This is a genomic window from Bosea sp. OAE506 (genome assembly GCF_040546595.1).
Classification (GTDB): Bacteria; Pseudomonadota; Alphaproteobacteria; order Rhizobiales; family Beijerinckiaceae; genus Allobosea.
Map to the genome: position 1 here is coordinate 3,166,369 of NZ_JBEPOB010000001.1, position 25,941 is coordinate 3,192,309.

The 25,941-nt window shown below is 69.5% G+C and carries 24 protein-coding genes; 15 read left to right on the forward strand and 9 right to left on the reverse strand.

Going from position 1 to position 25,941, the window contains the following annotated elements; all coding sequences use genetic code 11:
- Positions 1-47: 47 nt before the first annotated feature.
- Positions 48-1,121 (forward strand): alcohol dehydrogenase AdhP, encoded by a 1,074-nt coding sequence (gene adhP, locus ABIE41_RS15465; protein WP_192641230.1) that lies wholly within the window; start codon positions 48-50, stop codon positions 1,119-1,121.
- Between the two features lie 38 nt (positions 1,122-1,159).
- Complete coding sequence (locus ABIE41_RS15470; RefSeq protein WP_192641231.1) at positions 1,160-1,657, forward strand: hypothetical protein; 498 nt, start codon at positions 1,160-1,162, stop codon at positions 1,655-1,657.
- Here ABIE41_RS15470 and ABIE41_RS15475 read toward each other — a convergent pair.
- Entirely contained in the window at positions 1,627-2,355 is a 729-nt protein-coding gene (locus tag ABIE41_RS15475) for a response regulator (protein WP_192641232.1), read from the reverse strand. The genes ABIE41_RS15470 and ABIE41_RS15475 overlap by 31 nt on opposite strands.
- Before the next feature lie 156 nt (positions 2,356-2,511).
- Between ABIE41_RS15475 and ABIE41_RS15480 the strand changes: the two genes are divergently transcribed.
- Together ABIE41_RS15480 and ABIE41_RS15485 are read left to right on the forward strand one after the other, a co-directional pair.
- Positions 2,512-3,249, forward strand: coding sequence for a helix-turn-helix domain-containing protein (locus ABIE41_RS15480; protein WP_192641233.1), 738 nt, complete (start codon positions 2,512-2,514; stop codon positions 3,247-3,249).
- Positions 3,250-3,269: 20 nt separating this feature from the next.
- Positions 3,270-5,183 (forward strand): hybrid sensor histidine kinase/response regulator, encoded by a 1,914-nt coding sequence (locus tag ABIE41_RS15485; RefSeq protein ID WP_192641234.1) that lies wholly within the window; start codon positions 3,270-3,272, stop codon positions 5,181-5,183.
- Here the strand turns inward: ABIE41_RS15485 and ABIE41_RS15490 are convergent.
- Positions 5,180-5,788, reverse strand: coding sequence for a phosphoribosyltransferase family protein (locus tag ABIE41_RS15490; RefSeq protein WP_192641235.1), 609 nt, complete (start codon positions 5,786-5,788; stop codon positions 5,180-5,182). The two genes, ABIE41_RS15485 and ABIE41_RS15490, sit on opposite strands and share 4 nt — an antisense overlap.
- A 330-nt stretch (positions 5,789-6,118) precedes the next feature.
- Here ABIE41_RS15490 and exbB point away from each other — a divergent pair, with 330 nt between their 5' ends.
- The 7 genes from exbB (at position 6,119) to ABIE41_RS15525 (ending at position 13,741) form a co-directional block, all read left to right on the forward strand.
- Positions 6,119-7,120 (forward strand): tonB-system energizer ExbB, encoded by a 1,002-nt coding sequence (gene exbB, locus ABIE41_RS15495; RefSeq protein WP_192642799.1) that lies wholly within the window; start codon positions 6,119-6,121, stop codon positions 7,118-7,120.
- Positions 7,121-7,123: 3 nt separating this feature from the next.
- Positions 7,124-7,576 carry a TonB system transport protein ExbD gene (gene exbD / locus ABIE41_RS15500; protein WP_192641236.1) on the forward strand — a complete coding sequence of 151 codons (453 nt, stop codon included), beginning with the start codon at positions 7,124-7,126 and terminating at the stop codon, positions 7,574-7,576.
- On the forward strand, positions 7,573-8,496 hold the full coding sequence (locus tag ABIE41_RS15505) for an energy transducer TonB family protein (protein WP_192641237.1): 924 nt from the start codon (positions 7,573-7,575) through the stop codon (positions 8,494-8,496). The genes exbD and ABIE41_RS15505 overlap by 4 nt, the downstream gene beginning before the upstream one ends.
- 476 nt (positions 8,497-8,972) lie before the next feature.
- Positions 8,973-10,190 (forward strand): ABC transporter substrate-binding protein, encoded by a 1,218-nt coding sequence (locus ABIE41_RS15510; RefSeq protein WP_192641238.1) that lies wholly within the window; start codon positions 8,973-8,975, stop codon positions 10,188-10,190.
- Positions 10,191-10,336: 146 nt separating this feature from the next.
- Complete coding sequence (locus ABIE41_RS15515) at positions 10,337-12,226, forward strand: ABC transporter permease (RefSeq protein WP_210320818.1); 1,890 nt, start codon at positions 10,337-10,339, stop codon at positions 12,224-12,226.
- Entirely contained in the window at positions 12,223-13,029 is an 807-nt protein-coding gene (locus ABIE41_RS15520) for an ABC transporter ATP-binding protein (RefSeq protein WP_192641239.1), read from the forward strand. The genes ABIE41_RS15515 and ABIE41_RS15520 overlap by 4 nt, the downstream gene beginning before the upstream one ends.
- 1 nt (position 13,030) lies before the next feature.
- Positions 13,031-13,741: an ABC transporter ATP-binding protein gene (locus ABIE41_RS15525; protein ID WP_192641240.1), complete on the forward strand. Its 711-nt coding sequence runs from the start codon at positions 13,031-13,033 to the stop codon at positions 13,739-13,741.
- A gap of 120 nt (positions 13,742-13,861) precedes the next feature.
- On the opposite strand, the gene ABIE41_RS15530 is transcribed toward ABIE41_RS15525, so the two are convergent.
- From ABIE41_RS15530 to ABIE41_RS15550, 5 genes are all read right to left on the reverse strand, one after another.
- On the reverse strand, positions 13,862-14,737 hold the full coding sequence (locus ABIE41_RS15530; protein WP_210320819.1) for a UPF0280 family protein: 876 nt from the start codon (positions 14,735-14,737) through the stop codon (positions 13,862-13,864).
- Positions 14,738-14,883: 146 nt separating this feature from the next.
- Positions 14,884-16,398, reverse strand: a complete 1,515-nt coding sequence (locus ABIE41_RS15535) for a 6-hydroxynicotinate reductase (RefSeq protein ID WP_192642802.1) — start codon at positions 16,396-16,398, stop codon at positions 14,884-14,886.
- A 14-nt stretch (positions 16,399-16,412) separates the two neighbouring features.
- Entirely contained in the window at positions 16,413-19,202 is a 2,790-nt protein-coding gene (locus ABIE41_RS15540) for a molybdopterin-dependent oxidoreductase (protein WP_354192441.1), read from the reverse strand.
- Entirely contained in the window at positions 19,199-20,077 is an 879-nt protein-coding gene (locus tag ABIE41_RS15545; protein ID WP_192641241.1) for an FAD binding domain-containing protein, read from the reverse strand. Before ABIE41_RS15545 ends, ABIE41_RS15540 begins: the two co-directional genes overlap by 4 nt.
- Positions 20,078-20,174: 97 nt before the next feature.
- Positions 20,175-20,669, reverse strand: a complete 495-nt coding sequence (locus ABIE41_RS15550; protein ID WP_192641242.1) for a MarR family winged helix-turn-helix transcriptional regulator — start codon at positions 20,667-20,669, stop codon at positions 20,175-20,177.
- A gap of 169 nt (positions 20,670-20,838) precedes the next feature.
- Between ABIE41_RS15550 and ABIE41_RS15555 the strand changes: the two genes are divergently transcribed.
- The 4 genes from ABIE41_RS15555 to ABIE41_RS15570 all read left to right on the forward strand — a co-directional run bounded on the left by ABIE41_RS15555 (position 20,839) and on the right by ABIE41_RS15570 (position 23,960).
- The gene (locus ABIE41_RS15555; RefSeq protein ID WP_354192444.1) at positions 20,839-22,032 is read left to right on the forward strand and encodes an amidohydrolase family protein; all 1,194 of its coding nucleotides are present in this window, start codon (positions 20,839-20,841) and stop codon (positions 22,030-22,032) included.
- Between the two features lie 11 nt (positions 22,033-22,043).
- Positions 22,044-22,631 carry an amino acid synthesis family protein gene (locus tag ABIE41_RS15560; RefSeq protein ID WP_192641244.1) on the forward strand — a complete coding sequence of 196 codons (588 nt, stop codon included), beginning with the start codon at positions 22,044-22,046 and terminating at the stop codon, positions 22,629-22,631.
- A 44-nt stretch (positions 22,632-22,675) separates the two neighbouring features.
- Complete coding sequence (locus ABIE41_RS15565; RefSeq protein ID WP_192641245.1) at positions 22,676-23,260, forward strand: amino acid synthesis family protein; 585 nt, start codon at positions 22,676-22,678, stop codon at positions 23,258-23,260.
- A gap of 100 nt (positions 23,261-23,360) precedes the next feature.
- The gene (locus ABIE41_RS15570; protein WP_192641246.1) at positions 23,361-23,960 is read left to right on the forward strand and encodes a hypothetical protein; all 600 of its coding nucleotides are present in this window, start codon (positions 23,361-23,363) and stop codon (positions 23,958-23,960) included.
- A gap of 32 nt (positions 23,961-23,992) precedes the next feature.
- Here ABIE41_RS15570 and ABIE41_RS15575 read toward each other — a convergent pair whose 3' ends face one another.
- Both ABIE41_RS15575 and cueR read right to left on the reverse strand, forming a co-directional pair.
- Entirely contained in the window at positions 23,993-25,414 is a 1,422-nt protein-coding gene (locus ABIE41_RS15575; protein WP_192641247.1) for a M20 family metallopeptidase, read from the reverse strand.
- A 119-nt stretch (positions 25,415-25,533) separates the two neighbouring features.
- Positions 25,534-25,941: a Cu(I)-responsive transcriptional regulator gene (cueR, locus tag ABIE41_RS15580; RefSeq protein ID WP_192641248.1), complete on the reverse strand. Its 408-nt coding sequence runs from the start codon at positions 25,939-25,941 to the stop codon at positions 25,534-25,536.

Below are 25,941 nucleotides of genomic sequence, written 5' to 3' on the forward strand. Positions count from 1 at the left end.
CGCTGCTGCGGGCAGGCTAGGATTATGGCTTCGCGGAGGAGCGGGCCATGGCGACGACGATGAAGGCTGCGGTGGTGCGGGCGCTCGGCCGGCCGCTGGAGATCATGGACCTGCCGATCCCGGTGCCTGGGCCGGGCGAACTGCTGGTCAAGGTCCACGCCTGCGGCGTCTGCCACACCGATCTCCATGCCGCCGAGGGCGACTGGCCGGTCAAGCCGGTGCCGCCATTCATCCCCGGCCACGAGGTCGCCGGGACGGTCGCGGCACTTGGGCCCGGCGTCACCGATTTCGCGCTGGGCGACGCGGTCGGCATCGCCTGGCTGCATGATTCCTGCCTGCGCTGCGAATATTGCGAGACGGGCTGGGAGACGCTCTGCGAGCACCAGCACAACACCGGCTACAGCTGCAATGGCGGTTTTGCCGAATATGCCATCGCCTCGGCGGCCTTCGCGGCGCGCCTGCCGGCGGGCGTCGATTTCGCGGCCATGGCGCCGATCCTCTGCGCCGGCGTCACCACTTACAAGGGCCTCAAGGAAACCGAAGCGAGGCCCGGAGAATGGGTCGCGATCTCGGGCATCGGCGGGCTGGGGCAGGTCGCGATCCAGTACGCCAAGGCGATGGGGCTCAAGGTCGTGGCGCTCGACATCGCGCCGGAGAAGCTCGCGCTCGCCCGGCAGACCGGCGCAGATGTCGCGGTTGATGCGCGCTCGGCAACGGCGGTCGAGGAGGTGCTGGCGGCGACGGGCGGCGGCGCCCATGGCGTGCTCGTCACGGCGGTCTCGCCGCCGGCCTTCGCGCAGTCGGTGCGGATGGTCCGGCGAAAGGGCACGGTGGCGCTGGTCGGGTTGCCGCCGGGCGAGTTCCCGACGCCGATCTTCGACGTCGTGCTCAAGCGGATCACGCTGCGCGGCTCGATCGTCGGCACGCGGCGCGATCTCGACGAGGCCATCGCGTTTGCCGTCGAGGGCAAGGTCAGGGCGAAGATCGCGACCGTCCCGCTCAGCGACATCAACGCGGTCTTCGACCGGTTGCGGCGTGGCGAGGTCGAGGGCCGGATCGTTCTCGACCTCGCGCTGCCGATCGCTGCGGCGGCGCTGGGAGACGAGCTCGCGGCGGCATGATTCCGGGCAGCCGCGACAGCGGGGAAAGGAGCCTCGCCATGCAGGGAGCCTACACCATCGCCGGGATGAAGCCCGAGCAGGTCGATGCCGCCTATCTGCTGGTGGAGGCCGTGAACCCACCGCCGGACATCGAGAGCTGGCGGGCCTATTGCGGCACTCCCGGTGCGGTGACCGGGGCGCCGCGGGACCTGCGCGTGGCCACCAATCCGCGCGGCCACGTCAAGGGGCTGTGCCTGTGCCGGCAGGCCCGCCACGCGGTCCATGGCTCGATCCTCGACGTGCCCGTCTTCGTGGTCGCGAGTGCCGCCGACGAACCGGGCGTCGCTTCCGCCATGGTGGAGGATCTCTGCGCGCTCGCAGGCCGCCTCGACTGTGCCGCCGTGCGCATCCGCACCGGCGCCGCGTCGCGCTCCTTCTCGCGGCTCGATGCGCCGCGGCGGATCGGGGGCGGGGTCGCACTGATCCTGGATCCGTCGCCGATGGGGGAGCCGCCCTGGCCCCTCGCTCAGGGCGTCGCCTTGCCCGTGAAGACATAGCCGACGCCGCGAACCGACTTGATCAAGGTCGGCTGGCGCGGATTGGGCTCGATCTTCTTGCGCAGCCGGGCGATCTGGGCGTCGATCGTGCGGTCGAACGCGTCGAGGCTGCGGCCATGGGTCAGGTCCATCAGCACGTCGCGGGAGAGCACGCGGCCCGGCGCCCGGGCGAGGGCCGCCAGCATGTCGAATTCGCCGGTGGTGAGCACGATCTCGGCGCCCTCCGCAGTGACGAGCTGGCGACGTGCCAGATCCAGCCGCCAGCCATCGAAGCGGATCGTCTCATCCGGTTCGGATCGAGCCGGGGCGGCGGGCTGGCGCCGGCGCAGCACCGTGCGCAGCCGCGCCAGGACCTCGCGCAGATGGAAGGGCTTGGCGATGTAGTCGTCGGCGCCGACCTCGAGGCCGACGATGCGGTCGACCACGTCGTCGCGCCCGGTGAGCATGATGATCGGCGTGTCGGAGCGGGCCCGGACCTCGCGCGCCAGCATCAGCCCGTCCTCGCCGCCCGGCAGCACGAGATCGAGCAGGATGATGTCGACGGGCTGGCGCTGCAGCGCCTCGCGCATCGCGGCCCCGTCTCCGACGGCGGTCACGCGGTAGCTCTCGTCCTCGAAATAGGTGGTCAGCATCTGCCTGATGCGGACATCGTCATCCACCACCAGGATGTGTTCGTTGCGGCCGGGCGACTCGGGCATGGCAGGCAGTTCGATTCTCCCACGATCGCGGCTGTTACAAACCGTCACATCTTCGCACGAAGCGTCACCGTCGTGGCGTTCCGGCGTTACCGGGATCGTTTCAATTCGGCTCGTCGATCAGAGAAGGATGACGCGCCGATGCTTTCGCAAGCCACCATGTCACAGCCGCACGGAGCTGTCAGGCGATTCGCGACGGTTCCGACCTGCCCCGTCAGCCTCAACAGCCTCTTCGGCGGCCAGCCGGTCGAGACCTTCGAGCCCGGTACCGCCGTGTTCTGGGAGGGCGACGAGGCCCGTCACGTTTTCGAAGTCGTGGAAGGCGCCCTGCGCATCTTCCGCATCCTGAGCGATGGCCGCCGCGTCATCACCGGCTTCCTCTATCCCGGCGACCTTCTCGGCGTTTCGCTGAAGGACCAGTATCTCTACACCGCCGAGGCGGTCACCCGGACGAAGCTGCGCCGCTACGAGCATGGCCGCTTCCAGGAGGAGATCAACCGCTCGCCGGAGCTACGGCCGCAGCTTTTTGCCTGCCTCTGCGACGAGATGGCGGCGGCCCAGGACCAGATGGTACTGCTCGCCCGCAAGAGCGCCGAGGAGCGGGTCGCCAGCTTCCTGCTGCTGATCGCGCGGCGCCTGGGCGGGGACGATCGGCAGCCGGTGATCGAGATCCCGATGACGCGTCTCGACATGGCCGATTATCTCGGGCTGACGATCGAGACCGTCTCGCGCACGATGACGCGGCTGACCAATTGCGGGGTGATCGCGCCCAGCAGCCGCCATGCGATGGTGGTGCGCAAGCTCGGCAAGCTCGCTGCGCTTGCGGGCGAGGCCGATGCCGGGGATAAAGACGCCGCCGGCGGCCGCACGATCCAGCAGGCGGTGTGGCCGAACTGAGTGGACCATCGAGGGAGCGCATGCCGGCGACCGTGACCAGCCCGTCCACCCTGGACGAGATCGCCCATGTCCTCGACAGCGCCAACCTGATCGTTCACGGCTTCGACGGGGTCGTGACCCGCTGGACCAGCGGGTCGGAGGCTCTCTATGGCTGGAGCCGTGGCGAGGCGCTGGGGCGCATCGCCCATGACCTGCTCGAAACAACCTTTCCCGAGCCCTTCGCCGACATCGTCGCGCATCTGAACGCGCAGGGCGTCTGGACAGGCGAGCTGACACAGCGCCGCAAGGACGGCACGCCGGTCTATGTCGCCAGCCGCTGGGTGGTGGCGGGAGCCAAGGCGAGGGCCGAGCGCTCGATCGTCGAGACCAATGTCGATGTCAGCGACCTGCGCACGATGCAGGCGCATCTCGTCGCGCGCGAGGCGCATCTGCGCTCGATCCTCGACACCGTTCCCGAAGCGATGGTCGTGATCGACGAGAGCGGGACCATCACCTCCTTCAGTGCCGCGGCCGAGCGGCTCTTCGGCTTCGCCACGGGCGAGGTCATCGGCCACAACGTCAAGATGCTGATGCCCGAACCGGATCGCGGCGCCCATGACGGCTATATGGACCGCTATCTCGAGACCGGTGAGCGACGCATCATCGGCTATGGCCGCGTCGTCACGGGGCAGAAGAAGGACGGCACGCATTTCCCCATGGAACTCGCGATCGGCGAGGCGCGCGCCGCCGGACGGCGCATCTTCACCGGCTTCATCCGCGACCTGACCAGCCGCCACCGCATCGAGGAGGAGCTGCGGCAGGCCCACAAGATGGAGGCGGTCGGCCAGCTCACCGGCGGCATCGCGCACGATTTCAACAATCTCCTGACGGTGGTCAGCGGCAATCTCGAGATGATCGAGCGCCGGCTCACCGATGACCGGGCACGCGCGCTGCTTCGCGAGGCGCAAGGGGCGGCGGAGGACGGGGCCAAGCTCACGGCCCAGCTCCTCGCCTTCGGGCGCAAGCAGCCGCTCAACGCCAAGCTCGCCGATGTCGGGCAACTGGTCTCGCGATTCTCGGACCTGCTGCGCCGGGCACTGGGGGAGACCGTCGAGCTGCGCACCATCGTCTCGGGCGCGCCGGGCGCGGCTCTGGTCGATGCGTCGCAGCTGCAGAACGCGCTGCTCAATCTCGCGCTCAACGCGCGCGATGCGATGCCGCGCGGTGGCCGCCTGACGGTCGAGGTCTCGGCGGCGAAGCTCGATGCCGATTACGCCAGCATGTATCCCGAGGTTCGCACCGGCAGCTATGTGCTGATCTCGGTGACCGATACCGGCGCTGGCATGCCGGCGGAGGTGCGCCAGCGCGCCTTCGAGCCCTTCTTCACCACCAAGGGCGTCGGGGCGGGGACCGGGCTGGGCCTCAGCATGGTCTACGGCTTCACCAAGCAGTCGGGCGGGCATGTCCAGCTCTACAGCGAGGTGGGGCAGGGGACGAGCGTCCGGCTGTTCCTGCCGGCAGCTAGCCTGGCGGCGCCACAGCCCGGGGCCGCGTCAGCCGACGGCTCGCTCGAGCCCTCCGGCCTTCCGGGTGGCAGCGAAACGATTCTTGTCGTGGAGGACGATGCCCGCGTCCGCCGTGTCGCCGTCGCTCGGCTTGAGGACATGAACTACCGCGTGCTCCAGGCCGAGACCGCCGCCCAGGCGCTCGCGGTCCTCGTCGCACATCCCGAGATCGCCCTGCTGTTCACCGACATCGTCATGCCCGGCGGCATGTCGGGCGACGAGCTGGCCCGCGAGGCGCGCAGCCTGCGGCCTGGCCTCAAGATCATCATGACCTCCGGCTTTGCCGAACCCAGCGTCGCCGTGCGCGAACTCGCCGCCGAGGCGAGCTGGCTGAAGAAGCCCTACAGCGCGATGGAACTCGCGCTGCGCATCCGCGAGCTGCTCGACTAGGCGCCCGGCGGGCTGGTCGTCTTGCTGGCGAGCGCCTCATCGGAATCGGCCTGAGGCAGGCGCAGCAGGCTGTGCACGGCGATGCCTGCGTGATCCAGCAGGGCTCGACCCGGCATCCCCTCGAGCTCGAAGACGAAGATCGCGGTGTCGCAGCGGGCACCAAGGCGTCGCAGGAGCCGGATGCCGGCGAGAGCGGTCTGCCCGGTCATGAGACAATCATCCACGATGGCAACCGTGCTTTGGGCAATCCGTTGCGCGCGAGAGACCGCGACGCCGTCGCCGAGTTCATAGTTCTCCACGATCGTGCGGATGACTCCCGCCCTGATGGCGTCAACCTTCCGGATGTCGAGCAGGCCGAGGCCGCCGCGGTAGGCGAGGGCGCCTGCGATCCCCAGTCCGCCGATATCGATGCCGGCGACGACGGAGGTCTCATCCGGCAGAAGCTGCCCGAGCGCATCGGTCACCTGCCGCAGGGCGGTTGCGTCCGTCGCCATCGGCGAGATGTCCGGAAAGTCGATGCCTGGCTTCGGATGGTTTCTCCAGCGCCGGAAGCGCAGCGGGATCGGCGTTCCCTCGACGCCGTCGATGCTGGTGATGCGTTCCATGATCGCCGCTTCTCGTGTCGTCGCCCGCGGGAGCCTGCATGGCTTTGGCACATGGACGCGACAAGACGACGGCGCAAGCTGTCAATCGTCCCGGTGTGGATCGCAGCAGCGACGGCCTTCGTCGCCGTCCCGCCTCGTGCACCCGGACAGAGCGCCGGGCCAGCGATGCGAGGCCAAGCCTTGACAGGGAAGGATGCTTGGGAGAGGCGTATCTCCATGCGCATCCCATTGAATGCAAACGCTTTTTTGAATTATTCCAAGGAGAAGGCGGTGTCGTCCTCCCAGCTTCCGCGCAAGGCCCGCTCTGGCCTACGCGTCCGTTCGACCCTGATGGCGCTCGCCCTGCTCGGCATGGCTGGAGGCGTCGCGTCGCTCGACGCGCAGACCGTGCCGGCCACGCCGGCCCCGGGCGCCGTGCCTGGCGCGCCGACGACGGCGCTGCCGCCGGCGCCTCCGTCATTCGGGATCGCGCCGCCGAATGCAGCCCATCCCACCGTAGCCGCGACACGGCCCGCGCAGGCGACCGAGACGCCCTTGGTTGCCGCCGCGCCGGCCCCGGCTGCTCTCCTGCCGCATGACCTTTCGCCCTGGGGCATGTTCATGGCGGCCGACATCGTCGTGAAGGCGGTGATGGTCGGGCTGGCCTTCGCGTCGGTGGTGACCTGGACTATCTGGCTCGCCAAGGTGCTCGAACTCGCCACCGCCAAGGCGGCGGCCGGGCGCGCGCTGCGCCGCCTGGAGACCGCCGCAAGCCTGTCCGAGGCGGCCGAGGGTGGGGCGGGCCGGAAGGGGCGCCCGCGCGGCGCCGTCGCGACCCTGCTCGGCGCGGCGATCGAGGAGACGCGCCGTTCGGCCGATCTCGGCGAGGACGGCATCAAGGAGCGCGTCTCGATCGCCCTGGCGCGCATCGAGGCCCGCGCGGGGCGGGCGATGGCGCGCGGCACCGGCCTGCTCGCGACGATCGGCTCGACAGCGCCCTTCGTCGGCCTGTTCGGCACGGTCTGGGGCATCATGAATTCGTTCATCGGCATCAGCCAGGCGAAGACGACCAATCTCGCCGTGGTCGCGCCCGGTATCGCCGAGGCGCTGCTGGCGACCGCCATCGGCCTCGTCGCCGCCATCCCCGCCGTGATCATCTACAACGTCTTCGCCCGCGCCATCACCGGCTATCGCGCCACTCTGTCGGATGCGTCGGGCGAGATCCTGCAGCACCTGTCGCGGGATCTGGAGCGGCAGCGCCGGCAGGCGGCGGTCGCCGGCCGCACCGCCCTGCATGCGGTGGCCGGTGCGCATCAGCCGACTCCGGCCCTCGCACGCGTTCCGGCGGAGTGAGCCATGGGCGTTTCCCTCAAAGACGCGCAGGACGGCGATCTCGGCGAGGTCAGCGACATCAACGTCACGCCGTTCATCGACGTCATCCTGGTGCTGCTGATCATCTTCATGGTCGCCGCCCCGCTCTCGACGGTGGATGTCGCGGTCGACCTGCCGGTCTCGAACGCGCAGCCGCAGCCGCGGCCCGAGGCGCCGATCTTCCTGACGGTGAAGAGCGACCTCTCGCTCACGCTCGGCAATGACGGGATCGCGCGCGAGGCGCTGGGAGCGACCCTCGACCGGCAGACCAACAGCGACCGCGAGCAGCGCGTCTTCCTGCGGGCCGACGGGGGCGTGGCCTATCGCGAACTGATGGAGGTGATGAACCTGCTGTGCCAGGCCGGCTATCTCAAGGTCGGCCTGGTCGGGCTCGAGGATACCGGGCAAGGCGCAGCCGCGGGAGCGCCGCGGCCATGAGCGGGCAGGGCACGTTCACGGGTCGCTCCGCTGGTCTCGGCGCGCGGCTGTGGCCTGCGCTGGCGCGATGGACCCTGGCGATCGCCGTCGTGGTCGGTGCGCATGGGATGGCCGGCTGGATGCTGGTGACCTGGCAGCGGGCCGAAGCGGCGATGGGCGCGCCTCCGGCCGCGGTGATGATCGAACTCGCGCCGCTGCCGGTTGCACCCGAGGCGCCGCCGCAGGAGGTTGCGCCCGGTCCCGAGATGGTCGAGGCGCAGCCCGAGCCGCCGCCCGAACCCGTGATCGAGAAGCCGCCGGAGCCCGAACCGCCGCCGCCCGAGCCGGTCGTCGAGCCGCCGCCGGTGGAACCGCCGCCCGAACCCACGCCCCAGCCCGTGGTCCAGCCGGAGCCCGAGATTAAGGTCCCGGAACTGCCGCCGCTGCCCGATGCGGCGGCCGTGCTGGCGCCGCCTCCGCCGCCTCCTCCAGTGCGGCCGAAGACCGTCGAGCGCAAGCCGCCGCCGAAGAAGGTGGTGGAGCGCCGCAAGCCGATCGACCCAGACAAGCCGCCGGCTGAGCGCACCACGGCGCCGCCGCGGGCGCAGGCTCAGGCGGCTCCGAACGCAGCCGCTCCAGCCGAAGGCGCGGCCAGTGCCTCTGCGGCCTCGCGGGCGAGCTGGCGCGGCACGCTGCTCGCCCATCTCAATCGCTTCAAGCGGTTTCCTGGTGGCGCAAATCCAGGCACCGTCCAGGTCGCTTTCAGCATCGACCGGGCCGGACGCGTGCTGTCGGCGCGTCTGGTCGGCGGTTCGGGCGATGCGATTCTGGATGAAGAGGCGGTGGCGATGATCCGCCGCGCGAGCCCCGTGCCGGCGCCGCCGGACGGGTTGGGCAGCGGCAGTATCGCGCTGTCGGTGCCGGTCAAGTTCTCGCGCTGAAAACAGCTGGATGGGTGCGGGCGGGCCGCCTGCGCCCTGCATGAGGCCGTGCCGGCCATGGCCCAAACAGAAAAAAGGGCCGCGCGTGAGCGCAGCCCAAGTCTAGGGAGGAAACGCCCAAGGAGGGCGACGCAGCATCGCTGCTGCGGTGCGTCATAGATAGGAAACGGCGCCCAATCTCACAAGAGGAAAAGGGCAGCATCGTTGTCCTAATTTTTGAGCAGGCCGCGTTCGGGCGGTCTTTTCGGTCGAGGGCGCTGGCCCGCCGGCTGCTGCCGGGCAGCGCTCCAGAGGGCCCTGCGCCTGCCTGCGCCCTGCCCAGCGCATGCCGATTTTTCGCCGTTGACAGCCAGTTTGGGCCTCTTCAAATTCGTAGGCATACAAATGAATTCGCGGCTGACGCGGTTTCGTCGGCATGCGACATCTGTCGAAGAGCGCTGGGGCTTCCGCCACCGGGCCAGACATGGGGAACAGGCATGACGATCGACCGCCGCAGTCTTCTGGCCGGTGCCTCCGCCGGCGCCGCCATCCTCGCCGCCCCCGCCCTCGTCAGGGCGCAGGGAGCTGGACCGATCAAGGTCGGCGAGATCAACAGCTACACCGCCCAGCCCGCCTTCCTGAAGCCCTATCGCCAGGGCTGGGAGCTGGCGCTGGAACAGGTCAATGCCGCGGGCGGCGCGCTCGGCCGCAAGATCGAGACAATCTTCCGCGACGATGGCGGCAAGCCCGAGGATGCGGTGCGCCATGCCGGCGATTTGATCAATGCCGAGAAGGTCGACCTGCTCTCGGGCGGGTTCCTGTCCAATGTCGGTCTCGCCATCGCCGACTTCGCCAACCAGAACAAGCGGCTCTATGTCGCCTCCGAGCCGCTCTCCGATGCGCTCGTCTGGGCCAAGGGCAACCGCTATACCTTCCGGCTGCGGCCCTCGACCTACATGCAGGCGGCGATGCTGGTCGAGGAGGCTGCGAAGCTGCCCGCCAAGAAATGGGCGATCGTGGCGCCGAACTACGAATACGGCCAGTCGGCCGTGAAGTGGTTCAAGGAGCTGCTGAAGAAGGCCAAGCCCGATGTCGAGTTCGTCGCCGAGCAGTTCCCGGCGCTCGGCCGCATCGATGCGGGCGCCACCGTGCAGGCGCTGGAGGCGTCCAAGCCCGACGCGATCTTCAACGTGACCTTCGGCGGCGACCTGACGAACTTCGTCCGGCAGGGTAACACCCGCGGGCTCTTCGAGGGCCGCACCGTGGTGTCGATGCTGACCGGCGAGCCGGAATATCTCGATCCGCTCGGCGCCGAGGCGCCCGTCGGCTGGATCGTCACCGGCTATCCGCAGGCCGACATCAAGACGCCGGAACACCTCAAGTTCCGCGAGGCTTACGTCAAGAAGTTCAATGATTATCCGCGGCTCGGCTCGGTGGTCGGCTTCGACACGATGAACTCGATCGCCGCCGCTTTGACCAAGGCCGGCTCGACCGATACCGAGAAGCTCGTCGATGCCCTGAAGGGGCTGAAGTTCCCCTCCGCTTTCGGGGCGGCCGAGTACCGCGCCATCGACCACCAGTCGACGCTCGGCGCCTATGTCGGCAAGACGGCGCTGAAGGACGGCAAGGGCACGATGGTCGACTGGCGCTACGCCGACGGTGCCAAATACCTGCCCAGCGACGATGTGGTGAAGACGCTGCGCCCGGCCGGGTGAGCTCCGTCATTCCGGGGCGATCCGCAGGATCGAACCCGGAACCCACGACCGGGTGAGCCCGTGCCGCCGCGGTTCCTTCTGACTCGCCCAGTCGTGGGTTCAGGGTTCGACGCTGCGCGCCGCCCCGGAATGACAGGATTGCCCGCATGATCGACCTCATCCTTACCCAGACGCTGAACGGCCTGGCCTCGGCCTCGTCGCTGTTCCTCGTGGCGTCGGGGCTGTCGATCATTTTCGGCGTCACGCGGATCGTGAACTTCGCCCATGGCTCGCTCTACATGCTCGGCGCCTATCTGGCCTGGACGCTGGTCGGGCGCTTCGGGCCGGCGGACGCGCTCGGCTTCTGGGGCGGCGTGCTGGCGGCGGCGGCCCTGACGGGGCTGATCGGCGTCGTGATCGAGGTGCTGATCCTGCGGCGGATCTACCAGGCGCCGGAGCTGTTCCAGCTGCTCGCGACCTTCGGCGTCGTGCTGATGCTGCAGGACGTGGCGCTGGCGATCTGGGGGGCGGAGGACAAGATCGGCCCGCGCGCCCCGGGCTTCAAGAGCTTCGTCGTGATCTTCGGCAACCGCTTCCCGACCTATGAGCTGTTCCTGATCGCGGTCGGTCCCATCGTGCTGCTGATCCTGTGGCTGCTGTTCCAGAAGACGCGCTGGGGCACGTTGGTGCGGGCCGCGACGCAGGACCGCGAGATGGTCGGCGCGCTCGGCGTCAACCAGCGCCTGCTCTTCACTTCGGTCTTCGCCTTCGGCTCGATGCTGGCCGGCCTGGGTGGTGCGCTGCAGCTGCCGCGCGAGGCGGTGACGCTGCATATGGACCTCTCGATGATCTCGGAGGCCTTCGTCGTGGTCGTCGTCGGCGGGCTCGGCAGCGTCACCGGCGCCTATCTCGCGGCCGTGCTGATCGGCATCCTGCATGCCTTCGGCATCCTGATCTTTCCGAAGATCACGCTGGTGCTCGTCTTCCTGGTCATGGCGGTGGTGCTGGTGGTCAAGCCCTATGGGCTGATGGGCAAGGCGCCCGTCGGCCATCAGAGAGCCCATGGGCCGGCGGAGCCCTTGTTGCGGCCGGCCGACGGCGCGACCAAGCTCACCGGGCTGATCGGCCTGCTGATCCTGGCGCTGGCGCCGCTGGTCACGCCCGACCACATGCTGGTGACGCTGACCGAACTGGTGATCTTCGCACTGTTTGCCGCCTCGCTGCACTTCATTATGGGGCCCGGCGGCATGGCCTCCTTCGGGCATGCCGCCTATTTCGGGCTCGGCGCCTATGGTGCGGCGCTGGCCGTGAAATGGCTGGGCGCGCCGATGGAGCCGGCGCTGCTGCTGGCGCCGTTCCTGGCGGGCATCGCCGGAATCGTCTTCGGCTGGTTCTGTGTGCGGCTATCGGGGGTCTATCTGGCCATGCTGACGCTCGCCTTCGCGCAGATCGCCTGGGCGACGGCCTTCCAGTCGGTCGATCTCACCGGCGGCGACAACGGCATCCTCGGTGTCTGGCCGTCGGCCTGGGCGGCTTCCAAGACGGTCTATTACTACCTGACGCTGGTGATCTGCGCGGCGGCGGTGCTGGCGCTTCGCTTCACGATCTTCTCGCCCTTCGGCTACGGCCTGCGGGCGGGGCGCGACAACGCGCTGCGGGCGGAAGCGATCGGCCTCGACGTGGTGCGCATCCAGTGGGTCGCCTTCGCGGTCGCCGCCTTCTGCGCCGGCATTGCCGGCGCGCTTTTCGCCTTCTTTAAGGGCTCGGTCTTTCCGACCTACATGGCGATTCCGCGCTCGGTCGATGCGCTGCTGATGGTTCTGCTCGGCGGCGTGCAGACGGTGTCCGGGCCGATCATCGGCGCCTTCGCCTATGCCGGGCTGCACGAGCAACTGATGAAGGCGACGATGTACTGGCGCTTCGCGCTGGGGCTCTCGATCGTGCTGCTCGTCGTGCTCTTCCCGCGCGGACTCGTCGGCACGATCCTAGCCCTGCGGGAGCGCCGAGCCGGGCCCGAGCCGGTGCCAGCGACCCGGCTGGCGGAGGCGGCCCGATGACCGCTCTCGCTCCCGCCCCCGTCGCGAGCGCCGGTACCGCCAGCGAGCCGGTCCTCGTTGTGCGCGACCTCGCCAAATCCTTCGGTGGCGTGCGCGCGGTCGATGGCGTCTCCTTCTCGGTGCTGCCGGGCACGATGCTGGCGCTGATCGGCCCCAACGGCGCCGGCAAGACGACCTGCTTCAACATGCTCAACGGCCAGCTGCGGCCCGATGGCGGGGAGGTGCTGCTGGCGGGACGGCCGATCACCGGCCTGAAGCCGCGGCATGTCTGGCGCATGGGGGTGGGCCGCACCTTCCAGATCACCGCGACCTTCACCTCGATGACCGTGCGCGAGAACGTGCAGATGGCGCTGATCTCGCATGCCGGCGGGATCTGGAGCCCCTTCGGCCGCGCCCGCGACCGCCATCGCGAGGAGGCGGACGGCCTGCTCGCGCAGGTCGGCATGCTCGAGCAGGCCGAGCGCGCCTGCGGCGTGCTGGCCTATGGCGACCTCAAGCGCGTCGAGCTCGCGGTCGCGCTCGCCAACCGGCCGCGGCTGCTGCTGATGGACGAGCCGACGGCCGGCATGGCCCCGCGCGAGCGCATCGAACTGATGGCGCTGACGGCGGGAATCGCCACGGCCACGGGCATCGCGGTGCTCTTCACCGAGCACGACATGGATGTCGTCTTCACCCATTCCGACAGCGTCATCGTGCTCGATCGCGGCCGGCTGATCGCCCATGGCACGGCGCAGGAGGTGCGTCAGGACCCCAATGTCCGCGCCGTCTATCTCGGCTCCGGCGCCACCTCGGGAGGGCATTGAGATGAGCGCGATGCTCGAGATCACCGGGCTCGACGCCTATTATGGCCGCGCCCATATCCTGCAGGGCGTGAGCCTTTCGATGCAGCGCGGCGAGGTTCTGGCCCTGATGGGCCGCAACGGCGCCGGCAAGTCGACGACGATGAAGGCGGTGATGGGGCTCGTCCCGCCCGCCGGCGGCAGCGTCAGCTTCGAGGGCCAGCGCGTCGACGGGCGCGAGCCCTTCGAGATCGCCCGCATGGGCATCGGCTATGTGCCCGAAGACCGTCGCGTCTTTTCCGAACTAACGGTGATGGAGAACCTGTCGGTGGCACAGCGCCCGCCGCGGGCGGATGCGCCGCATTGGACGCCGGAGCGGCTGTTTGCGCTGTTTCCCAATCTCGGCCGCATGCGCGACCGGCCGGGCGGGGCGATGTCGGGCGGCGAGCAGCAGATGCTGACGATCGCGCGCACGCTGATGGGCAATCCCAGGCTCGTCCTGCTCGACGAGCCATCGGAGGGGCTGGCCCCGGTCATCGTCGAGGAGATGGCCAAGACCATCCTGGCGCTAAAGAGCGAGGGGCTGACCGTGCTGATCTCGGAGCAGAACCTTCATTTCGCCGGAAATGTCGCCGACCGCGCCGCGATCATCGAAAAGGGCATCATCCGCTTCACCGGCACGATGGACGAGCTGAAGGCCGATGAGGCGGTGCGGGCGCAGTACCTGTCGGTGTGACGGCTTGCCGTCATTCTCGGGCGGAGCCCTCGGGTCCGATCCTTGATCGGCCCAAGGATAAACTCCGCGCAGACCCGAGAATCTCCGGACCAGAGGACACGGGTTTCCGAGATGGTCAGGTCAAGCCCGACCATGACGTGGCAGAGCCTCGATCCCCCCGACACTGCGCCACTCGTCCGCGAGCGCCAGCAGCGCGCCCTCGATCAACCCGTCGCGCCGCAGCGCCTCCGCCATCCTCATCCCTGAGCCGAGCGCCGCCGTCATCGCATCGGGCGACAGTGGCCCGACATCGACGGTGACGGGCAGGTCGCGCAGATCGCTGTCGGGGTCGAGGGCGCGGGCAGGGCAGCGGATGATGGCGGGGTCGGCGACATCGACCGCATTGGCGATGACGGTCGCGGCCGCATCGGCCTCGGCGGCGCTGCGGGCGAGCACGGTGACAGCATCGGCGATGCCCCGCGAAAACGACCGGCCGCGCCAGCCGCTCGTCGCGATGCCGCAAAAATGCTGCGCAGCATGAGGTGCAGCATGAAGCCGGATGAAGCCCTCCGGCCGGGCGCGGGCGAGCGAGGGCACCACGCCGATGTCGAGCGGATTCTCCGGCGTGACCAGCACGGCGATGTCGCCGCCATTGTTGACATAGGCGCGCTCGAGGCCGGGGACGGCCTGCGCCATCGCGCCCAGCACGGTGTCGGCGACGGCCCCGGCGACGGCGGCCATCGGCGTGATGAACTGCTCGCGAAAGAACCAGCAGGCACGGGCCATGCGCCTTGCCGTGGCGCCGGCCAGTGGCGGCGGCTGCGGCCCGAGCGGCTGGCGCAGGATCGCAAGTTCGCCGGCAAGTTCGGCCAGGAGCCCCTCGAACGCAGCCTCGGCGGCGGCATAGGCGCGCTCGATCTCCGCGGGATGGCCGAAGGCCGCGATGACGAGATCGCTCGGGCCTTCCTGCAGATGCAGACGGTTGCCCGGGAGGCGGGCGACGCGGTGGGATATCATCGCTCTCTCGTGAAGCAACCCGTCATTCCGGACAAGCCGCGGAGCGGCGCCGATCCGGAATCCATCATAAGGCAGCGTCAGTGCCCTATGATGGATTCCGGGTCTGCGCTTCGCTTGCCCGGAATGACGGCGGGAGCGCGTCTGATCTAACGGACATCCCGCCGCAGCGGCCAGGGGTTCTCCGCCGCGCCGCCCTCGATCCGGGCCTGGCCGCCATGGGCGCGCAGGACCTCCTCGACCGGCACGATCTCCTCTGTATGGCCGCCGCAGGCGAGATAGAGATCGCGCGGCAAGGTGAACTCGATCGGCGCGACGATGGCGGGCGTCGGGACATAGCCGAAGGCGTTCCGGGGCATGCGCAGCACATCGACCATGACGGTGATGCCGCCGCCGGGCCAGACATAGACCGGCGCGCCGCCCATCGTGACGCGCGTCGTGCCTGATTGCACGGAGCGGGTGAGCAGGATCGGGTTCTCGGTGACGCCGGCCCGCAGCGAGCCGCCGGCCCCGGCGACGAACAGAACGCTGCAGAGCGACGGCTCGCAGTTCTCGCCGATGCGCTCGACGAACTGGCGCACGGCGGCGGGCATCTCCGCCTCTACGGGAACGAGGTTCTCGTCGAGGACGCAGTAGAGCGAATCCTCGCCGGTGGTCGAGGTCATCAACAGCCGCATGCCGGGCCAGGCCAGCGCCGGGTCGATCTTCTGGATGATCGAGAGCGGGTCGGTGATGTCTGTGCCGCCCCAGCCGAGGCCTGGCTGCGCGACCTGGAAATAGCGGCCGGGCGTCGATTTGCGGCCGCGGACGCGGATGCCGGCCGGCTTCATGTCGAGCACGCGGCCGGCCTGATGCTCGGTCAGCACGCCGGTGATGTGGTCGTCGACGACGATGACCTCGTCGACATGGTCCTGCCACTGCTTGGCGAAGATGCCGATCGTGGCCGAGCCGCAGCCGACGCGCATGCGCGTCTCGGGCTTGCCGTCGACGATCGGCGCCTGGCCGGCCTGGACGACGACGCCATGACCGCCATCAATGGTCAGTTCGACCGCCTCTCCATTGCCGAGCTTCAGCATCGTCTCGCAGGTGGTGTTGCCCTCCTTCTTGGAGCCGCCGGTGAGATGGCGCACGCCGCCGATGGAGAGCATCTGCGAACCGTATTCGGCAGTCGTGACATGGCCGACCTGCTCGCCATTGACGCGGATCGCGGCGGTCTCCGGGCCGAGATGGCGGTCCGTGTCGATCTTCACCTTGAGGCCGCAATAGGAGAAGATGCCCTCGGTCACCACGGTCACCGTGTCGATGCCCTCATGCTGCGACGAGACGATGAAGGGGGCGGGCTTGTAGTCGGGATAGGTCGTGCCCGAGCCGATGCCGGTGACGAAGACGCGCTCGGCGGGCAGGATCGAGCCGTCCCAGTCCTGTGCGTTCTCCGCGAACGCGACGAGGGGCTGGCCGCCCTCCACCGCCTCCGCCAGCAGCACGACCGGGTCGGTGCGGATCAAGAGCCCGTTCTCGTTGGCATAGCGCGAGCAGGCGCCGGCGCGGCCCGGGCGGATCCGGCACAGCACCGGGCAGGCGTCGCAGCGAACGATGCCCTCATCGCCCTCGGCGACGCCGAATTTGCGCGAGCGCTCGGCGAGCACGCTGTCCTGTGCGCTCATCGGGTTGATCTCGTTCACGAGCGACCCTCCTTGGCGCGCAGCAACTCCCAGAGCCGGTGCGGCAGCACGGGCACCTGGCGTGGCGTGACGCCGGTGGCATGGCGGATCGCGCCGAGGATCGCGGGCGCGGTCGGGACCAGCGCCGGCTCGCCGATGCCCTTGGCGCCGGAGGGGCCGAGCGGCTCGGGGTCCTCGACCAGGATGATGTCGATCGGGGGCACGTCGCCGGCGGTGGGGATCAGGTAGTCATGCAGGTTCTCGGTGCGGCCGGGAAGGTATTCCTCCATCAGCGCCAGCCCGATGCCTTGGGCGATGCCACCATGAATCTGGCCCTCGACCAGCATCGGGTTGATCGCGCGGCCGACATCATGGGCGGCGACGATGCGGTTCAGCCTGATCGTGCCGAGATCGAGATCGACATCGAGCGAGGCGATCTGCGCGGCGAAACCATAGGTGGCGTAGGGCACGCCCTGGCCCATCGCGTCGAGCGGGACGGTCGGCGGATCAAAGGAGCCGATGCCCTCGAGCACCGTGCCGTCGGCCTGGGCGGGCAGGGCGGCGAGGTCGATGCGCGCGACGACGCCGTTCTCCGCGACGGTGATGGTCGCCCCCTCCAGCGCCAGCCGCGCCGATGGCCCGGCATTGGTCAGGCGTAGGATCTCGGCGCGCAGCGCGGCGGCGGCGGCCTCGGCGGCCCGGCCGGAGACGAAGGTCTGGCGCGAGGCGGAGGTCTTGCCGGCGTCGAAGGTCAGAGCGGTATCGCCCAGCACGAGGTCGAAGCGTTCCACGGGCAGGCCGAGCGCATCGGCGGCGATCTGCGTCAGGACGGTGGTCGAGCCCTGCCCGATGTCGACGGCACCGTTCCAGAAGGTGAGGCGGCCGTCCTGCGACAGCGTCACCCGCATGGTCGAGGGGTTCGACATGCCGGTGTTGCCGATTCCGTACCACATGCAGCCGATGCCGACGCCGCGACGCGTGCGGCCTTCGCTCGCATTGAAGGCCGCCGCGTCCGCCAGCAGCCCCTGCCAGTGCGGCTTCAGCGCCTCCAGGCATTCGGCGAGGCCGGCGCTGGCTTCGAGACGCTGGCCTGATGGCGTCGTGTCGCCGGCGCGGATCGCGTTGATCAGCCGGAACTCCAGCCGGTCGAGGCCGGCCGCAGTGGCGAGGTCGTCGAACAGGCTTTCCTGGGCGAGCGCCGCCTGCGGCACGCCGAAGCCGCGGAAGGCGCCCGAGGGCGGGCCGTTGGTGTAGATCGCCCGCGAGAGATTGCGGACATGGGGCACCTTGTAGGGCCCCGTCGCATGCACCGGCACGCGGCCGGCGACCGTCGGCCCCCAGGAGGCATAGGCGCCGGTGTCGAAATCGCCCTCCATCGCATAGGCAACGAGCCGGCCTTGCGCATCGCAGGCGGCCTTTGCCTGGATCGAGGAGGGATGGCGCTTGGTCGAGGAGATCATCGATTCGACGCGCGAGAAGACGCAGCGCACCGGCCGGTCGAGCACCCAGGCCGCGACCGCCAGCATCGGCTGCAGCGAGACGTCGAGCTTGCCGCCGAAGCCGCCGCCGCAGGCGGAGGGAAGGATGCGGACGCTCTCCAGCGGCAGACCGAGCGCGCGGGCAACCTCGTCGCGGTCCATATAGGGCGCCTGCGTGCAGGCGAAGATCTCGATGGTGTTGCCGATGCGCTTTGCATAGCCGGCTTCGGGTTCGATATAGGCGTGCTCGACGAAGCCGGTCTCGAAGGCGCCCTGTGCGACATGGGCGGCCTGCGCGAAGCCCGCCTCGACATCGCCGCGCTCGACGCGGCCGCGCGTCAGCACATTGTCGGGCACGAAGTCGTGCAGGGTGAAGGCATCCTCGGCCAGCGCCGCGGCGCTGCCGATCATCGCCGGCAGGGGCTCCCAGGCGATCGGCATGTCGTCGATGCTGAGGGCCTCGACCGCCTCCTTCTCGCCGACCACGGCCAGCACGCATTCGCCGCGATAGCGCGTCTCTCCGACTGAGAAGACCGGCTGGTCCTTGAGATGCGGATAGATGCCGAAGGAGTTCTCGCCCGGCACGTCCTGCGCGGTGAAGACCCGCACCAGCCCCGGCCGCGCCGCCACGAAGGCGTCGAGATCGCCCAGCGTGAAGCGCGCGCGCGGATGGGGGCAGCGGATCGCGCGCAGCCAGAGCGCATCGTCGGGAGCGCTGTCGGCGCCGTAGCGCTCGGAGCCGGCGACCTTGGGGGCGCCGTCGAGGCGGGCGAGGCGGCTGCCGATGGCCGGGCCATCAGCAGAGGATGGGGCCGTCCCGTGGCCGATGAAGCGATGCGCGTCGCGCACCGCCTCGACGATCTTGAGATAGCCGGTGCAGCGGCAGAGCACCCCGCCGAGCGCGTCCAATGTCTCGCGCTCGCCGGGCTGCGGGTTGCGCCGGAGCAGATCATAGGCCGCCATCAGCATGCCGGGCGTGCAGATGCCGCACTGGGCCGCGCCATGGAGCTGGAAGGCCTGCTGGAGCGCGGCGCCGATCGCCGTCTCCGCCAGCCCCTCGACGGTGAGCACGTCGCGGCCGGCGATCTGTCCGACCGGCACGAGGCAGGCACAGGCCTGAGCGTCGTCGATCAGGACGGTGCAGGCGCCGCAATCGCCAGCATCGCAGCCGACCTTGGTGCCGGTGGCGCCGAGGCTGGCGCGCAGGACTTCGCTGAGGCGGCTGTCGGGGGCGTCGCCCAGCGCGACATCGGCGCCGTTGAGCCGGAAGGCGATAGCGTCCGCGGCATGAGCGGTGGCGGCGAGGGCCGAGCGGTCATGAATGGTCACGCTGCGGCCTCCATCGGCTTGCCGGCGAGTTGGGTCAGCGCCCGGCGCACCAGCACGAGCGCCGCATCGCGGCGGTAGGCTGCGCTGGCGCGGAGATCGTCGATCGGCGACAGGGCGGCGAGGTCTTCGGGCTGGACGAGCGTGGCGAGATCGCCGGCCGGCTGGCCGATGAGCCGGGCCTCCAAGGTGACCAGACGCTGCGGCGCAGCTGAGCAGGCGCCGACGGCGATGCGAGCGGCTGAGACCTGCCTGTAGCCATCGGTCGCTAGGACGGCGGCAACGGAGGCGATGGAGATGACGAGATAGGCCCGCGCGCCGAGCTTGAGGAAGGTAGAGCTGGCGCCCTCTGGCTGGGCGGGGACATGGATCGCGGCCAGGATTTCGTCGGGCGCCAGCGCGGTGCGGCGGTTGCCCAGCACGAAGGCTGCGAGCGGCAGGCGGCGGTGGCCGCGCCGGCTCGCCAGTTCCACCTGCGCGTCGAGCGCCAGCAGCGGCGGCACGCCGTCGGCGGCCGGTGAGGCATTGCAAAGATTGCCGCCGATCGTGCCGCGGTTCTGGATCTGCACGCCGCCGACCTGCCGGCTGGCCTGTTTCAGAGCGTCGAAGGCGGGCGGCAGCGCGGCCTCGGCAAGGGCGCTCCAGGTCGCGCCGGCCCCGATGCGCGTTCCGGCCGCGTGATGCTCGATTCCGGTGAGTTCCGGCACCGCTCCGAGGTCGAGCACATCCCGGCTGAAGGGCTGGAACCAGGCGCTCTTGTGGGTACGGACGGGGTAGACATCCGTGCCGCCGGCCAGAGGCATCAGCGGTGTGCCGTCGGCCTGCGCGCGGAGCGCCAGCGCCTCGTCCAGCGTGGTCGGCCGCAGATAGCGCGCCATGGCCAGCTCCCCTCGAATGTGACGATCCGGAACCCTTGCCGATTATTGTTAGTATACAAACAAGGTGGCGCAAGCGGATTTTGCGGGCAGGCCCTGCTCAATCCAGACGCGCGAGAAGAGCGAGCAGACGCTCCGCCTCCTCCCGGGAAAGCGGCGAGAGCGTCGCGGCCGTGATGGCGCGCGCCTTCTCGGTGAGGCCGGGCATCGCGTCCAGCCCGGCCGGGGTCAGGCGGACGCGGACGCGCCGCTGGTCATCCGGGTCCGGCCGGCGCTCGACCAGCCCCCGCTCGGCCAGCCGCGCGATGACACCCTTGATCGTCGCGGGGTCCATGGCGGTCATGCGTCCGAGCTGATTCTGGGAGATTTCCTCACCCGCGCCGAGCTTGGCCATGGCGGCGAACTGGGTCGGCGTCGGGCCGTCATCGCCCATGATCCGCTGGAAGATCGCGATGTGGCGCTGCTGCGCGCGCCGCATCAGGAAGCCGACCTGCTCCTCGAGCACATAGGCTTCGGCCGGCTTTCGAGCCCGCCTGGCGGCGTCTGCCGGCGGCTCGCCTTCCGCTTCGGCGACGGGGGACTCGATGCGCGTCATGGCAGTATCCTAGCCTCCCCGGCGGCGTGCGCCCCGGGGCTTGCGGGGGAGGTCTTCAGGCCTCTTGCCATCCCCTTGCCAGCGGCGGCGGGCCTCTCCATGATTGTTATTACACATTCAATCGCCGCCTGTCCCGTGGGGCGCCGGCGGCAGGGCTGCGGAGATCCAGATGGCTCACGACGTCGCGGCGGGACCCGCCCAGGGCAAGCTGGTGGTCCGCAACATTGGCCTGCTGCTCTCGGGCGATTTGAACAAGCCGATCCTTGATGCCGACACAATTGTCGTCGTCGACGGGCGCATCGCGGCGATCGGCAAGGCGGCCGATCTGGATCTCTCCGGCGCGGACACCGTGATCGACGCGAAGGGCTCGGGCCTGTCGCCGGGGCTGATCGATTCCCATTGCCACCCCGTTTTCGGCGACTGGACGCCGCGCCAGAACCAGCTCGGCTGGATAATCGAGATGGGGGTGAATGGCGGTGTCACTACGCTGGTCTCGGCCGGCGAGGTGCATCTGCCGGGCCGGCCGAAGGATGCCATCGGCGTCAAGGCGCTGGCCGTCACGGCGCAGCGCTGCTTCCAGAATTTCCGGCCCGCCGGCGCCAAGGTGATCGCAGGTGCGCCGGTGGCCGAGCTCGACTTCGGCCGCGAGGTCTTCGAGGAGCTAAAGGCGCTCGGCATCCGCCATATCGGCGAGATCGGGCTCGGCACCGTCGCCAAGGGGCCCGACGCCAAGCGGGTCGCCGACTGGTGCCGCGAGATCGGGCTCGAATCCATCATGCACACCGGCGGTCCGTCGATTGCCGGCTCGCATTTCGTCAACAAGGACGATGTGCTGGAGGCCCAGCCCGACGTCGTCAGCCATATCAATGGCGGGCCGACCTCGATCGCCCACGCCGACATCCGCATTCTCTGCGAGCGGGCGAAGGGCGCGCTCGAGGTCGTCCATAACGGCAACGAGAAATCGGCGCTGGTGGCGCTGGAGGCCGCACGCGAGGCCGGGCGGCTGGCAGATGTGCTGATTGGAACCGATGCGCCCGCGGGCTCGGGCGTCCAGCCCAATGGCGTGCTGCGGATGATCACGCTGTTGTCGAGCCTGGGCGGGCTGCCGGCCGAGCAGGCGTTCTGTCTCGCCACCGGCAATGTCGCGCGCCGGCGCTCGCTCGATGCCGGGCTGATCGCGCTGGGCTATCCCGCCGATTTTGTTTTCCTCGACAAGCCGCAGCATTCCTCGGGCAAGGGCCTGCTGGAGGCGGTCGCGCTCGGCGATATTCCCGGCATCGGCATGGTGGTGATCGACGGGCTGGTGCGGACCGGGCGCTCGCGCTCGACGCCGCCCTCGCACAGCGCCCCGGCCGTGGTCTGAAAGGCAGTCCCATGAGCGTGCTCGTCGAGATTCGCCGCATCCAGACCACGGTCGAGGAGATCTTCCATGAATTCGGCCCGCTGCCCGGCCGCACCGAGCGCATCGCCTCCGTCTGCGCCGTGCTGACCAACCCCTATGCCGGCCGCTACGTGCCCGACATCATGCCGATGATGGAGGCGCTCAAGCCCGCGGGGCTGGAGATGGCGACGCGCTGCCTGAACGCGCTCGGCGGCGATCCCGCGACCATCGAGGGCTACGGCAAGGGCGCCGTCGTCGGCTCGGCCGGCGAGTTGGAGCATGGCGCGCTCTGGCATGTGCCGGGCGGCTACGCGATGCGCGAGATCCTCGGCAACGCCAAGGCGATCGTGCCTTCGACCAAGAAGGTCGCCGGGCCGGGCGCGCGGATCGACATCCCCGTTACCCACATCAACGCCTGCTATGTGCGCAGCCATTTCGGCGCGGTGGAGGTCGGCGTGCCGGGCTCGCCCCAGGCCGACGAGATGGTGCTCATCCTCGTCATGACCACGGGCGCGCGCATCCATGAGCGCGTCGGCGGTCTGCGCGCCGACCAGATCAGCGTCTGGGACGGGCAGCGCTAAGCGCGCACGCCGCCCCGACACCCGCCCTTCCGCCGGAGCCCATCATGCCCGCGACCATCCGCAAGATCCTCACCCAGGTCGACGAAACCCTGATCGAAGGGGGCCGATCCGTCTCGCCGCCGACGCGGCGCGCCGTCTCGATCGCCGTAATCGCCAACCCGTTTGCCGGAGGCTACCGCGACGATCTCGGGGAGCTGACCGAGATCGGCGTCGAACTCGGCGATCTCCTGACCAAGCGCTGCCTCGCGGCGCTCGGCATCGAGCCCGGCCAGGCCGAGAGCTTCGGCAAGGCGGCGATCGTCGGCGAGGGCGGCGAGCTGGAGCATGCGGCGGCGATCCTGCATCCGAAGATGGGCACGCCGGTGCGCGCCGCGCTCGGCAAGGGCCCGGCGCTGATCCCCTCCGCCAAGAAGCGCGGCGGGCTCGGCACGCCGATCGACGTGCCGCTCGGCCATAAGGACGCGGCCTATGTCCGCTCTCATTTCGACGCGGTCGAGGTGCGGGTCACGGATGCCCCGCGCTCAGGCGAAATCCTGGTCGCGATCGCGGTGACCGATTCCGGCCGCCCGCTGCCGCGCATCGGCGGGCTGACCAAGGACCAGATCAAGGGCGAGGACGGGCTGCGCTGAGCGCGCCGCATTCAGAATAATTCGAGGGCCGAGGAAACCGGAGGACCGGTCGGCGCGACCACCGGGCGGAGCAGGATCGCTTCGCCGGATAGGTTCCGCCATGACCTTCACCCTCACGAACTTCCAGCAGGGGCGTTTTCTCGACGCCAACGACCCCGAGACGCGCGACGGGGTCTGCGTCGCGCTCTGCGACCTCTGGCTGAAATCACTGTTCGAAGCGCCTGGAGCCGCGCCGCGGCTGCGGCTGCAGGCCCTCGCTGTCGATTTCAGTCGGGCGGAGGCGCATCAGCGGCGCTACGGGCGGCTGCGCGATACCCTCGGCCGCGACGATGCGCGCCGCCAGATGGGCGCTCGCGTCGGCATCGACTTTGCGGAGCAGACCTTTGTCGACATGAAGCTGCATGCCGGACGCGAGGGCATGCGCCGGAAGGTCGCCGACGACCTGCGCGAGCCCGGCGCCGCCGCAACCTGGACGATGCGCTTTTCAGGGGGCGGCGGCCATGCCATCGCCGGGATCAACCGGATCGAGCCGCGCCCCTATGGCCTCGAATGCCGGATCCACATCTTCGATCCGAATCTCGGCGAGTATGCCGGCGACTATGGCAGTTGCGGCGCGATCATCGAGGATCTCGTCCGGCGCATCCCGCTCTATGCCACGACGGCGATCTTTCACCGCACGGCGGCGACGGGGACACGATAGGGCGGACCGAAGGTCCGCCCCCGTCCTTCGTCTCAGCCTCCCAGCGACATCGTCAGCGGCGGCTTGACCTCGGGCGGCAGGGGCGAGGTGTAGCCTTCCGCGCCCAGGCGCTTCTTGTGATCGGCCTTGGCGGCAGCCATCAGGGCGGGATCGAGCAGGACCGCAGCGCCTGTCGCGGCCATCGCCTTGGCGACATGGACCATCGCCTTGTGGGCAGCCGGGCTCTTGCCCTGGGCGACGACCTGCCAAGTGTGGAAGGGCGTGCCGATCGCCACCGTCGGCGCATGGGCCTGGACCGTCGGCACGGCCCAGCTCACGTCGCCGATATCGGTCGAGCCGATCGCCGGGTTGCGCTTGGCGTCCATCGGCACGAGGAAATCAGCCAGCGGCGCGCCGGTGTCATCCATGCCGATGGTGCGCCAGATCGAGGCGATCTCCTGCGCCTGCAGGGTCTTGCGGATCTCCTGGGCGAAGGCGCGGTCGGCGTCGTCGAAATGCGGCGGGCCGAGCTCCTCCATCACGCCATGCATTGCCTGCTCCAGCGGGGTGTTGCCGAGGAGGTCGGAGACGGCGCTGACAATGCGCATCTCCATCTTGGTTTCCGTCATCAGCGCGGCGCCTTCGGCGATCTTCTTCACGCGCTGGACGAGTTCGAGCATGCCGCGGAGATCCCGCGCGCGGATCGAATAGCGTACGCGGGCATGGGCCTGGACGACGTTGGGGGCGATGCCGCCGGTGTCGAGCACGGCGTAATGCACGCGGGCGTCGCTTGGCATGTGCTCGCGCATGTAATTGACGCCGACATTCATCAGCTCGACGGCGTCGAGCGCGCTGCGGCCGAGATGAGGCGCGGCGGCGGCATGCGCGGTGCGGCCGGTGAAGGTGAAGTCGGCGCGGGTGTTGGCGAGCGCGAGCGGCGGCGCCACCTCCCACCAGCTCGACGGGTGCCAGGAGATCGCGACGTCGGCATCGTCGAAGGCGCCGGCGCGGACCATGAAGGCCTTGGCGGCGCCGCCTTCTTCCGCCGGGCAGCCGTAATAGCGCACGCGGCCGGGCAGCTTGTTCTCGGCGAGCCAGTTCTTCATCGCCACGGCGGCGAGAAGCGCTGCTGAGCCCAGAAGGTTGTGCCCGCAGCCATGGCCGTGGCCGCCAGTCTCGACCGGAGAGTGGCTGGCGACGCCGGCCTCCTGCGACAGGCCTGGCAGGGCGTCATATTCGCCCATGAAGGCGATGACGGGTCCGCCTTCGCCGGCCTCGCCGATGACGGAGGTCGGGATGTCGGCGATGCCCTTGGTGACGCGGAAGCCCTGATGCACTAGCTCGGCTTCATGCTCGGCGCTGGACCGCGTCTCAGTGTAGCAGACCTCGGGCATGCCCCAGACCCGCTCGCTCAGCGCGATCAGGCGCTCCTTGTTGGCATCGACGTGGCGCCAGAGATCGTTTCGGTTGTCCATGATGGTCCTGCCTTGGTCAGGCCGGCATATGAGCAATCGTGCCACGTCCCGTCCAGCCGGCAGACGCATGGCCGGGACGATTCCAGGGCAGCTTCATGCATGGCCGGCAGGCTGCTTCGTCAGCAGCAGGCGGCGGTGGGCGGCGCAGCGAGATCGCTGAGGATCGGGCAGTCGGGCCGGCCGTCGCCCTGGCAGGTCTCGGCGAGATGGCGCAGCGTGTCGGCCATGGCCTGGAGTTCGGCTGCCTTGGCTTCGAGATCGCGGACATGGCTCATCGCGAGGCGCTTCACATCGGAACTGGCGCGGCTCTTGTCGCGCCAGAGTGCCAATAGCGCGCGGCTTTCCTCCAGCGAGAAGCCGAGATGGCGGGCGCGCCGGATGAAGCGCAGCGTGTGGACGTCCTCGGCCTCGTAGACGCGGTATTGCGCCTGCGTCCGCTGCGGGGCCGCGATCAGGCCGATGCTCTCGTAGTAGCGGATCATCTTGGCGCTGACGCCCGACTGCCGTGCCGCTTCGCCGATGTTCAT

What these genes read in the sequence shown, in the direction of transcription:
- adhP (WP_192641230.1), top strand. Translation starts at nt 48, where the DNA reads ATGGCGACGACGATGAAGGCTGCGGTGGTGCGGGCGCTCGGCCGGCCG.
- ABIE41_RS15470 (WP_192641231.1), top strand. Translation starts at nt 1,160, where the DNA reads ATGCAGGGAGCCTACACCATCGCCGGGATGAAGCCCGAGCAGGTCGAT.
- ABIE41_RS15475 (WP_192641232.1), bottom strand. Translation starts at nt 2,355, where the DNA reads ATGCCCGAGTCGCCCGGCCGCAACGAACACATCCTGGTGGTGGATGAC.
- ABIE41_RS15480 (WP_192641233.1), top strand. Translation starts at nt 2,512, where the DNA reads ATGTCACAGCCGCACGGAGCTGTCAGGCGATTCGCGACGGTTCCGACC.
- ABIE41_RS15485 (WP_192641234.1), top strand. Translation starts at nt 3,270, where the DNA reads ATGCCGGCGACCGTGACCAGCCCGTCCACCCTGGACGAGATCGCCCAT.
- ABIE41_RS15490 (WP_192641235.1), bottom strand. Translation starts at nt 5,788, where the DNA reads ATGGAACGCATCACCAGCATCGACGGCGTCGAGGGAACGCCGATCCCG.
- exbB (WP_192642799.1), top strand. Translation starts at nt 6,119, where the DNA reads ATGGCGCTCGCCCTGCTCGGCATGGCTGGAGGCGTCGCGTCGCTCGAC.
- exbD (WP_192641236.1), top strand. Translation starts at nt 7,124, where the DNA reads ATGGGCGTTTCCCTCAAAGACGCGCAGGACGGCGATCTCGGCGAGGTC.
- ABIE41_RS15505 (WP_192641237.1), top strand. Translation starts at nt 7,573, where the DNA reads ATGAGCGGGCAGGGCACGTTCACGGGTCGCTCCGCTGGTCTCGGCGCG.
- ABIE41_RS15510 (WP_192641238.1), top strand. Translation starts at nt 8,973, where the DNA reads ATGACGATCGACCGCCGCAGTCTTCTGGCCGGTGCCTCCGCCGGCGCC.
- ABIE41_RS15515 (WP_210320818.1), top strand. Translation starts at nt 10,337, where the DNA reads ATGATCGACCTCATCCTTACCCAGACGCTGAACGGCCTGGCCTCGGCC.
- ABIE41_RS15520 (WP_192641239.1), top strand. Translation starts at nt 12,223, where the DNA reads ATGACCGCTCTCGCTCCCGCCCCCGTCGCGAGCGCCGGTACCGCCAGC.
- ABIE41_RS15525 (WP_192641240.1), top strand. Translation starts at nt 13,031, where the DNA reads ATGAGCGCGATGCTCGAGATCACCGGGCTCGACGCCTATTATGGCCGC.
- ABIE41_RS15530 (WP_210320819.1), bottom strand. Translation starts at nt 14,737, where the DNA reads ATGATATCCCACCGCGTCGCCCGCCTCCCGGGCAACCGTCTGCATCTG.
- ABIE41_RS15535 (WP_192642802.1), bottom strand. Translation starts at nt 16,398, where the DNA reads ATGAGCGCACAGGACAGCGTGCTCGCCGAGCGCTCGCGCAAATTCGGC.
- ABIE41_RS15545 (WP_192641241.1), bottom strand. Translation starts at nt 20,077, where the DNA reads ATGGCGCGCTATCTGCGGCCGACCACGCTGGACGAGGCGCTGGCGCTC.
- ABIE41_RS15550 (WP_192641242.1), bottom strand. Translation starts at nt 20,669, where the DNA reads ATGACGCGCATCGAGTCCCCCGTCGCCGAAGCGGAAGGCGAGCCGCCG.
- ABIE41_RS15555 (WP_354192444.1), top strand. Translation starts at nt 20,839, where the DNA reads ATGGCTCACGACGTCGCGGCGGGACCCGCCCAGGGCAAGCTGGTGGTC.
- ABIE41_RS15560 (WP_192641244.1), top strand. Translation starts at nt 22,044, where the DNA reads ATGAGCGTGCTCGTCGAGATTCGCCGCATCCAGACCACGGTCGAGGAG.
- ABIE41_RS15565 (WP_192641245.1), top strand. Translation starts at nt 22,676, where the DNA reads ATGCCCGCGACCATCCGCAAGATCCTCACCCAGGTCGACGAAACCCTG.
- ABIE41_RS15570 (WP_192641246.1), top strand. Translation starts at nt 23,361, where the DNA reads ATGACCTTCACCCTCACGAACTTCCAGCAGGGGCGTTTTCTCGACGCC.
- ABIE41_RS15575 (WP_192641247.1), bottom strand. Translation starts at nt 25,414, where the DNA reads ATGGACAACCGAAACGATCTCTGGCGCCACGTCGATGCCAACAAGGAG.
- cueR (WP_192641248.1), bottom strand. Translation starts at nt 25,941, where the DNA reads ATGAACATCGGCGAAGCGGCACGGCAGTCGGGCGTCAGCGCCAAGATG.